The organism is Saccharothrix sp. NRRL B-16314 (assembly GCF_000716595.1).
In the GTDB taxonomy this organism is placed as follows: domain Bacteria; phylum Actinomycetota; class Actinomycetes; order Mycobacteriales; family Pseudonocardiaceae; genus Actinosynnema.
In genome coordinates this window covers 44,834-53,857 of record NZ_JNXC01000041.1, presented here as the reverse complement: position 1 = coordinate 53,857, position 9,024 = coordinate 44,834, and the positions used below count along the sequence as shown (strand labels likewise).

The following is a 9,024-nucleotide window of genomic DNA, read 5'->3' as shown; positions in this document are numbered from 1 at the left end:
CGGCATCACCGTCTGGGGCATCCGCGACACCGACTCCTGGCGCGCCTCCGGCACCCCGCTGCTGTTCGACGGCTCGGGCAACAAGAAGGCCGCCTACACCTCGGTCCTCAACGCGCTGAACAGCGGCACGGGCACGACCACGCCAACCACGGACCCGACCGGCCCGACCACCACCACGTCCAGCAACCCGAACCCCGGCGGCTGCACCGCGACCTACTCCGAGGGTCAGAAGTGGAGTGACCGCTTCAACGGCCAGGTCACCGTCTCCGGTACCGACAACTGGGTCGTCACGGTCACCGTCAGCTCGCCCCAGAAGATCATCGCCACGTGGAACACCAGCGCCACGTGGCCGTCGAGCAACGTGATGGTCGCTCGCCCGAACGGCAACGGCAACACGTTCGGCTTCACCATCCAGCACGGCGGCAACTGGAGCTGGCCCAGCGTTTCCTGCCAGGTCGGCTGAACCTGAGCGTGAGGGGCCAGGCCCGGCACCACCGGGTCTGGCCCTTCCGCGCGTTCGGGGGTGGTTCGCCTTGCGGGTCAGCGGGTCAGCGGGTCAGCGGGTCAGCGGGTCGAGGTCGGCGGGTCGAGGTCGGCGGCGCGGTGGTGCTCCCCCGGACGATCAGCTTCGTCGGCAGTTCCAGCCGATCGTGCTCGACGGTCTGCCCACCCGCGAGGGCCAGGACGAATTCCGCGGCGGTGGCACCCATCTGCGCCAGTGGTTGGCGGACCGTGGTGAGAGGCGGGTCGGACCACTGGGTGAACGGGAGGTCGTCGAACCCGACCACGCTCACGTCGTGCGGTACGCCCAGGCCGAGCGCGCCGGCGGCGTGGTAGACGCCCAGGGCTTGCAGGTCGTTCGAGGCGAAGATCGCGGTCGGCCGGTCCGGCAGGGCCAGCAGTTCGGCGGCCGTGTCCCGGCCTCCGTCGAAGTACAGCGGCGCCGGGCGGACGAGGTCCGGGTCGTAGCCGATGCCGAACTCGTCCAGCGCCGCCCGGTAGCCGTCCAGCCGCGCGCGGCAGCACAGCAATTCGTCGGGCCCGCGCAGCATGCCGATCCGCCGGTGGCCCAGCTGGATCAGGTGACGGGTGGCGAGCAGGCCGCCGTTCCAGTTCGCCGCGCCGACGGAGACGATCGGGTGGCTGGGTTCCCCGGTCGGGTCCAGCGCCACCAGCGGGATGGCCCGGCTGTCGAGTTGGGCGAGCTGGTGCGCGGTGAACATCGTCGACACGGCGATCACCCCGACCGGCCGGCGGGCCAGCATCTGGCGCGCCCAGGTGCTCTCGGGGGTGTGCGCGCCGTCCATCTCGGTCAGGGTCACGGCCAGCCCGTGGGGCCGCACGGCGTGCTCGATGCCGCGCACGATCTCCAGCGCCCACGGACTGTCCAGCGCCTGGAACACCACCTCGACGATGGGCACGGCCTCGGACTTCTCGGCCTTGCGGTACCCGTGCTCGCGGATCAGCGCCTCGACGCGCCGCCGCGTCCCGGTGGAGACCCCGGTCCGCCCGTGGATCACCTTCGACACCGTCGACGCCGACACACCGGCGAGCTCGGCGATGTGCACCACCCCGACCTCACGCCGCTTGCGAACACCCGCGTCGTCCACGGCGACAGCCTATGCCGTGCCCTGTGGGCGGCGACCCGGTGCCGACGCCCACCGAGAGAAAATTTCTCTCCGTGGAGAGAACGTTGACGTAGCGGTCCCTCGTTTGCCATGGTGGTCGCGACCCCGTGTCGGACATCACTCCCCGGCGAAGGCCTGGGAGCGCTCCCAGCTACGTACTACGGAGGACGCATGTCGCGCAGATTCCTGTCAGGGCGCTTCCGAACGGCCTCGGCCCTCGCCGCAGCCGGGTTACTCCTGGGGACGGCCTTGGCCGTCGTTTCGGGCAGCGCCGCCGCGGACCCGTCGACCGTGCACCTCGGCGTGTTCCGCGAGACCAGCCCGACCGAGGTCCCCTCGGGCACGGTCAGCCGCTACGGCGTCACCCCGGCGAGCGTCCAGTGGTTCGACAGCTGGGCCACCGGCAACCCGTTCAACGCCGCCGCCGCGCGGACCCTCTGGGACCAGGGGATCATGACCCACTACACCTGGGAGCCGTGGAACACCGCTCTCGGCGTGGCCGACCCGAACCAGATCCACCTCCGCGACATCGTCGAAGGCAGGTGGGACGGCTACATCCGGGCTCGCGGCGCGGAGTTCGCCTCGGTCGGCGCCCCGATCATGGTCCGCTGGGGGCACGAGTTCAACGGCAACTGGTACCCCTGGGGCATCGTCAACAACGACAGCGACCCCGCGCTGTACGTGAGCGCGTACCGCCGCGTCCACGACCTCGTCGTCGCGGCGGGTGCGACCAACGTGCAGTGGGTGTGGTGCTTCAACCACAACTCCACCCCCGACAGCGCCTTCAACGATCCCGCCCGGTCCTACCCCGGTGATGGCTACGTCGACTGGGTCGCGATCGACGGCTACAACTGGGGTTTGGCCCCGTCGTGGGACCCCGGCGGCAACTACTGGACGAGCTTCGAGTCCGTGTTCTCCAGCGCCTACGGCAAGGCCCGCGCCATCGCACCTAAACGCCCGGTGATGCTCGCCGAAGTCGGGTCGAGCGAAGACGGCGGCGACAAGGCGCGGTGGGTCGACGACATGTCCGCCGCTCTGGGCTCGGGCCGCTACCCCGACCTGAAACTGGTCAACTACTTCGACCAGGACAAGGAGGAGTTGTGGTCGGGCACTTCGTCGGCGGGCACCAAGACGGCGTTCACCGCGTGGGTCAACCAGTCCTACATGAAGGGCCGGGGTACCGACTTGGCGAAGGTCGCCGGGCAGTACAAGGGAACGAGCCCCACGACGACGACCACCACGACTACTACTACGACGACGACCACTGCGCCGATCGGCGCCTGCTCCGCGACCTACCGGACGGTCAACTCCTGGTCCGGCGGGTTCGAGGCCGAGGTCACCATCGTCGCCGGTGCGGCGGGGACCAGCGGTTGGACGACCCGCTGGACGTCCCCCGCCGGGCAGTCGGTCACGCAGGTCTGGAACGGCTCCCTCAGCGTCAGCGGATCGGCGGTGTCGGTGAAGAACGTGAACTGGAACGGGAGGCTGGCCCCCAACGGCACGACGAAGTTCGGCTACCTGGCCACCGGTTCCCCATCGACGACCACGCTCAGCTGCACGAGCCCTTGATCGGCACGGCCACGGGAGACCAAACCGCCGAAGCGCACCACGCCGAAGCGGGAACTACCTGACGAGGAAACCTCCGGCGTCCCGGGCGAGCACACCGGTGATCGGGAAGCGGCTGCTGCCGTTCCACCAGTGGTAGACGACGCGGTGGGTGCCGTCCGCCGCGGTGAAGACGTCCATGCCGCCCGGGCCGCGGTGGTTTCCCGGCAGGCCGCGGTACGGGTCGAGCCCGCCGTCGCCGGTGAACCCGAAGTAGGGTCGCTCGACGCCGTTCTGGAGTGGCGTGCAGCGCGAGCCGGGTAGCGGGCCGGCGCACCGGGCGATGCCGGTCGAGTACCTGGCGCTGTCCCAGTTGTTGCCCGAGTACGCGAGGTACCAGACGCCGTCGGCGGCGCGGAACATCGACGGGTTCTCCACGACGTGCGTGCCGCCGCTGGTGCCCCTCGTGTCCCAGGTGATGTCGGTGCTCTTCAACGCGTCCCTGCGGGTCGACCAGACCGCCCACCCGTTCGCGTCGGTCGCCACCACGGAGATGCCGGTCTCCGCGCCCGCGGCGATCGCGTCGTCCCGGTAGGCGACGTGCAGCTGCCCGCCCGCGACGAACGGGTTGGCGTCGATCGCCCACCGGCCGTCCGGTGGGCAGGCCCAGCCGCCCGCGCTCGTGAACGGGCCGCGGGCACTGCCCGACACGGCCCGGCCGATGCACTTCTGCCCCGTGCCGCGCTTGGAAGCCGTGTAGTACATGAAGAAGCGGTCACCGAAGCGCACCACGCCCGGCGCCCAGATGTTGCCCTCGGCCCACGATCCCGGCCCGCCAGGCATCGCGTCGGCGGCGGCGCAACCGGACATTCCGACCGTGCTGCCCGAACCGTGCACGAGGACGGGCACGAACAGCTTCCCGGTGACACCGCAGCGGTCGCCCACACCGGCGCCGACGGTCGTGCCGTAGGTGACGTAGCGGCCGTCCTCTGCGAGCACCGTGTCCGGGTCCGCCAAGGGGAAGGTCGACTCGTTGGCGGCGACCGAGAAGTCGTCCGCCGTCGCGGTGCCGGCCACCACCGTCGCGGCGACCGCACACGCGGCGACGACGGCCGAGATGAACCTGATCATGCCGAACCCCTCGCCGGTGATCTATGAACGCAGCAGCAGGTGAGTCAGAAAATAACTGGCCGATGGGGTTCCGGGCGACGGAGCCAGGGCGATTGGACCCGTACGGACCAGCCGTCGACGCCGCGCCGCGTCGGTCGGCCACCCGGCACCGGGTGTGCACGTTCCCAGTAAGTAACCCAACACTGGGTCTTCAGGACTGCCTCTAGCACCATCTTTGACTGTTGTGTACGTTCACAGCCCTTGGTCCCGATCACCGTCGATTCGGAGAACGCCATGCGAGTCGCCACCTCTCACCGGCTGCGAACGGCGTCGGCGGTGTTGCTGCTGCTCACGTGCGTCCTGGCGACGCCGCCCGCCGCGGCCGACGACGGCCCGGTCGAGGCGGGGATCGTCGTCCGCAAGGTCGAGAACCTGCCCGAGGACTTCATCAACGGCGTCGACGTGTCGTCGGTGCTCGCCCTGGAGGACTCCGGCGTGGTGTTCCGGGACACCGCCGGCCGACCCGCCGACCTGTTCGCCGTGCTGGCCCAAGCCGGCGTCACCGATGTGCGCGTCCGCGTGTGGAACGACCCGTACGACGCCGACGGCAACGGTTACGGGGGCGGGACCACGGACGTCGCGCGCGCGGTCGAGATCGGTGCGCGGGCGACCGGCGCGGGACTGCGGGTGCTCGTGGACTTCCACTACTCGGACTTCTGGGCCGACCCCGCGAAGCAGCAGGCGCCGAAGGCGTGGGCGGGCCTGGCGGTCGAGGAGCTGGCCGACGCGGTCGAGGGGTTCACCACCGACGCGCTCCAGCGCTTCAAGGCCGCGGGCGTCGACGTGCGCATGGTGCAGGTCGGCAACGAGACCAACAACGCGATCGCGGGCGTGAGCGGGTGGGACGGCATGGCGCGGATCTTCTCCGCCGGCTCCGCGGCCGTGCGCGCGGTGCTGCCGGACGCCCTCGTCGCGGTCCACTTCACCAACCCGGAGTCGAGCGGTCGGTACGCCGGGTACGCGCGGGAACTCGCGGCGCGCGGCGTCGACTACGACGTCTTCGCGTCCAGCTACTACCCGTACTGGCACGGGACGCTCGCGAACCTGACGTCGGCGCTGAAGCACGTCGCCGACACCCACGGCAAGAAGGTCGTGGTCGCGGAGACGTCCTGGGCGCACACGCTGGCCGACGGCGACGGGCACGGCAACGTCATCGACCTGCCGTCCGAGGCGACGCAGTACCCGGTGAGCGTGCAGGGCCAGGCCACCGCGGTGCGCGACGTGATCCAGTCGGTCGTCGACGTCGGCGCGGCGGGCATCGGCGTCTACTACTGGGAACCGGCGTGGCTGCCCGTCGGGCCGCCGTCGGCGCTGGAGTCGAACAAGGTGCTGTGGGAGCAGCACGGGTCCGGGTGGGCGTCGAGCTACGCGGGCGAGTACGACCCGCACGACGCGGGCCAGTGGTTCGGCGGCTCCGCGTGGGACAACCAGGCCCTGTTCGCCGCGGACGGCAAGCCCTTGGAGTCCCTGCGCGTGTTCGCGTACGCGCGCACCGGTGCCGTGGCGCCGCGCGAGGTGACCGAGGTCGAGACCGTGGCGCTGACCGTGCCGGAGGGGTCGCCCGTCGTCCTGCCGGGGACCGTCACCGTCACCTACAACGACGGCTCCGCGGAGGAGCAGCCCGTCACCTGGTCGGACGCGTGGGAGTGGATCACCGGTCCGGGCTCCTACCGGGTGGGCGGCGTGACGGCGTCCGGGCGCGCGACGTCGGCCGCCGTCGTCGTCGCCCAGCGGAACTTCCTGCTCAACCCCGGCTTCGAAGCCGAGGACACCGGCATGTGGAACCGCACCGGAACGGGCGTGACGGTGCGTGCGACCAGCGACCCGCACAGCGGAGAGCACTCCACGCACTTCCACTCCGGCGAGCCATACGCCTTCACTGTGTCGCAACGCGTGGACGGCCTGACGGCGGGCTCGTACGTGGCACGCGCCGCACTCCAAGGCGACGGCGAAGACTCGGCGAGCGACGTCCGCCTCACGCTGGCGAACTCCACCGGCGCGTCCCGGTCCGCCCCGTTCGCGCTGTCCGGCTGGCGCAACTGGTCGACGCCCACGACGGAGGCCGTGGAGGTCCCCGCCGGCGGCTCCGCCACCGTGACGATCGCCGCGACCCTGCCGGGTGCGGCGTGGGGCACCGTCGACGATGTCGAACTCGTCCGGCACCTCCCTCCGGGCGCCGACACGGGTGCGCTCGACGCGCTCGTCGACCGCGCCGGGCGGATCGACCGCGGCGCGTTCACCGACGCCTCGCTCACGGCCCTCGACCGCGCCGTCGAGGTCGCCCGGGTCGTGCTCGGCGCTATCGCCCCTTCCGCCGACCAGGTCGCCGGTGCCGTTCAGCGGCTCGACCTCGCCTTCGACGGGCTCTCGCTCGCCGGTGAGGCCCCGGCGCCCTCCGTCGCACCGGTGGCCGTCACCGTCGTCGACGGCGAGCCGGTCCGGTTGCCCGCCGAGGTCGAGGTGACCACCTACGACGGCATCGTCGCCGCGCAGCCGGTGACCTGGTCCCGGGCGGTGGAGTGGATCGCGGGGACCGGTGCGTACACGATTCGCGGCACCACCGGTGCCGGCTTCGCGGCGACCGCGCGGGTGACGGTCACCGAGCGCAACTGGCTCCGCAACGGCGGTTTCGAGAACGCCGACACGTCGATGTGGACCACCGACGGACCGGGCACGCGCATCGAGGACACCGACGCCGCCGCCGAGGGATCGCGCGCGCTGTCGTTCTGGCTCGACTCCGCGTACTCGTTCACCCTGGCGCAACGGCTGTCCGGTCTCCCGGCGGGCGACTACGTGCTGTCGGCCGTGACGCAGGGCGGGGGCGCCGGCGCGTCCGACAGGCTCACGCTGTCGGCGCGTTCCGCCACCGGTTCGGCCGACGTGCCGCTCGAACTCGCGGGGTGGAAGGTGTTCCGCACCGCGACCACCGCGCCGGTGTCGGTGGGGGCGGACGGTGGGTTGACCCTGTCGGCCTCGTTCGCCTTGAGCGCCGGCGCGTGGGGTTCGATCGACGACCTGCGCCTGGTGCGCGCCGGAGGTGCCGACGTCGACACCAGCGGGCTCGCTGCCGACGTCGTCGAGGCCGAGAGGGTCGACCGCGACGGTCACACCCCCGAGTCGGGCGCGACGCTCGTCGCCGCGATCGAGCGGGCGCACATCGTGCTCGACGCCGACCGGCCGTCCCAGGACGCGGTGGACGGTGCGGGCCGTGCCCTCGACGACGCCGTGGCCGACCTGGTCGTCCGTGACGTTGCCCGCCAGGCGCCCGGAGAGGGCGTCCTCTCGCACGACAACGGCTGGGACACCGGGCTGCAGGACGGCGCGTACACCGTGCGGCTGAACCTGTGGCGGGGCGAGAACGCCACCGCGTTCCGGCTCTACGAGAACGGCGTGCTCATCGCGCGGGTGCCGCTGACGTACGGCGGCGGCGACGCCCAGGCCGCGAGCGTTGCCGTGACGGGCAAGCCCAACGGCACCTACGCGTACACCGGTGAGCTGGTCAACTCGCAGGGCCGCACCGCCGTGCGGCCGGTGACGGTCGAGGTGACGCAGGCGACCCCTGCGGCGCCCTCGATCAGCCACGACAACACCGACCGCGACGGCGAGTACAAGGTCACCGCGAACCTGTGGTGGGGCACGAACGCGACGTCGTACCGGTTCTTCGAGGACGGCCTGCCCGTGTCGGAGGGTCCGCTGCCGGCCGCGACGCCGGGGGCGCAGCGGGCCGAACTGGTGGTTTCCGGCAAGGCATCGGGCTCATACCTCTACCGCGTCGAGTTCCTGAACGCGGCGGGCACGAGCACGAGCGGCGACGTCCGGGTGACGGTTCGGCGGTAGCGCCCACGACTGTCCTGACGATCGGAAAATTCCACGCGCGGGGGCATCTCCCCTGCTGCGGATTGACGGGCAGGGGCGGGATTTTTCGGCGTCTCAATGGGCTTATTAGGGGTCGTCACGTTCCGGTGGGCGCGGCGCGCGCGACAGGTCGTGGCGCCGCGCGGCGCGTGGGAGACCAGGGGTGCTGCCAGCGCCAACCGGGGGTCGGCGCGGGAGGCACGCGGTCGGCGGCCACCGCCGGCGGACCGATAGCGCTGTTCCCACCCATTTACGACTCCGCCACGGGAGTACGCGCGGCCGAGGATTGACGATTCACCCGGACCACCGGAGTCGTCCGGACCGGAAATGCTGTTCCGCAATCAAGCCTCTCGAGATCACCGACCGTGGGAAATCATTTCCGGAGATGGTGGTGAGAGGCGCGAAGAAAGCCGTCGCAACCGGATCGTCGACAACCTCCCGACCGCCCGCCCTACGCCCCGGTGGCCGACCGCGACGCCTCAGGGGCCGACGGACCCTGTCCACCTCCCCACCCGCGGACGTAGGTGGAGCACAGGTCAACAGGGATGGTCCGCCGAGGTCGCGGCAGTTGGACGAACGGTGAAGCGCGATTCCCGAATCGGCGCACAGCCGGAGTCCGGATGGGCTATTGACACGCTTCGTTGTTTCGCGGAGGAAAACCCTTCATTTCACTTGACCCCCTGGCCGGAGCGGGTGGAGGTCTGCCCGAGTGGGCAGACGATGGCAGGAGTGTGCCAAATCTCCCCCCGGCGAGGCGATCGTGAGTTACGGTCTGGCCATGCACGTCGGAACGATCACCTGATTCATTGTGGACTCCCGTATTAAC

The 9,024-nt window shown here is 71.0% G+C and carries 5 protein-coding genes; 3 read left to right on the top strand and 2 right to left on the bottom strand.

Features of this window, described 5'->3' with window-relative positions; genetic code table 11:
• On the top strand, positions 1-463 hold a 463-nt coding region (locus tag OQ02_RS35930; protein WP_033443143.1), incomplete at its 5' end, for an endo-1,4-beta-xylanase.
• Positions 464-548: 85 nt separating this feature from the next.
• Here OQ02_RS35930 and OQ02_RS35925 read toward each other — a convergent pair.
• A complete protein-coding gene (locus OQ02_RS35925) occupies positions 549-1,610 on the bottom strand; it encodes a LacI family DNA-binding transcriptional regulator (protein WP_051773223.1) in 1,062 nt (353 codons plus the stop codon).
• Between the two features lie 267 nt (positions 1,611-1,877).
• Between OQ02_RS35925 and OQ02_RS41690 the strand changes: the two genes are divergently transcribed.
• Positions 1,878-3,197: a cellulose binding domain-containing protein gene (locus OQ02_RS41690; protein WP_051773222.1), complete on the top strand. Its 1,320-nt coding sequence runs from the start codon at positions 1,878-1,880 to the stop codon at positions 3,195-3,197.
• A gap of 54 nt (positions 3,198-3,251) precedes the next feature.
• On the opposite strand, the gene OQ02_RS35915 is transcribed toward OQ02_RS41690, so the two are convergent.
• The gene (locus tag OQ02_RS35915) at positions 3,252-4,304 is read right to left on the bottom strand and encodes a family 43 glycosylhydrolase (protein WP_081916187.1); all 1,053 of its coding nucleotides are present in this window, start codon (positions 4,302-4,304) and stop codon (positions 3,252-3,254) included.
• Positions 4,305-4,544: 240 nt separating this feature from the next.
• On the opposite strand from OQ02_RS35915, the gene OQ02_RS46855 reads away from it, so the two are divergent.
• On the top strand, positions 4,545-8,180 hold the full coding sequence (locus OQ02_RS46855; protein WP_197043652.1) for a glycosyl hydrolase 53 family protein: 3,636 nt from the start codon (positions 4,545-4,547) through the stop codon (positions 8,178-8,180).
• The last annotated feature ends 844 nt before the right edge of the window (positions 8,181-9,024 follow it).